At 74.5% G+C, this 415-nt stretch carries 1 protein-coding gene; it reads left to right on the forward strand.

What is annotated here, in order from left to right; genetic code table 11:
• Nucleotides 1-415, forward strand: a 415-nt coding sequence (locus IE94_RS0134520; RefSeq protein WP_030192537.1) for a substrate-binding domain-containing protein, incomplete at both ends; no start/stop codon positions are given.

The following is a 415-nucleotide window of genomic DNA, read 5'->3' on the forward strand; positions in this document are numbered from 1 at the left end:
GGTCTCGGGAGTCGTCTTCGCCGGGGGTCTGTTCGCGCAGGCGGACGCCCCGCACGACCACTACCGGCTGCTCGCCGAGCGCAACATCCCCGTGGTGCTCGTCAACGCCTCCATCCCCGATCTCGGCTTCCCCTGCGTCGCCTGCGACGACGCCGTCGCCGTGGGACAGTCCTGGCGGCACCTGGCGTCGCTGGGCCACGAGCGCATCGGCCTGGTGCTCGGCCCCTCCGACCACATTCCCTCGCGCCGCAAGCTCGCCGCCGCGCGGCAGGCCGCCGAGGCGGCGAACGCCGCCCTGCCCGACGCGCACGTGGAACGGGCCATGTTCTCCCTGGAGGGCGGACAGGCGGCCGCCACCCGCCTCCTGGAACGCGGCGTCACCGGCATCATCTGCGCCAGCGACCCCCTCGCCCTC

Origin of the sequence: Streptomyces violaceorubidus (assembly GCF_000717995.1) — a bacterium.
Classification (GTDB): domain Bacteria; phylum Actinomycetota; class Actinomycetes; order Streptomycetales; family Streptomycetaceae; genus Streptomyces; species Streptomyces violaceorubidus.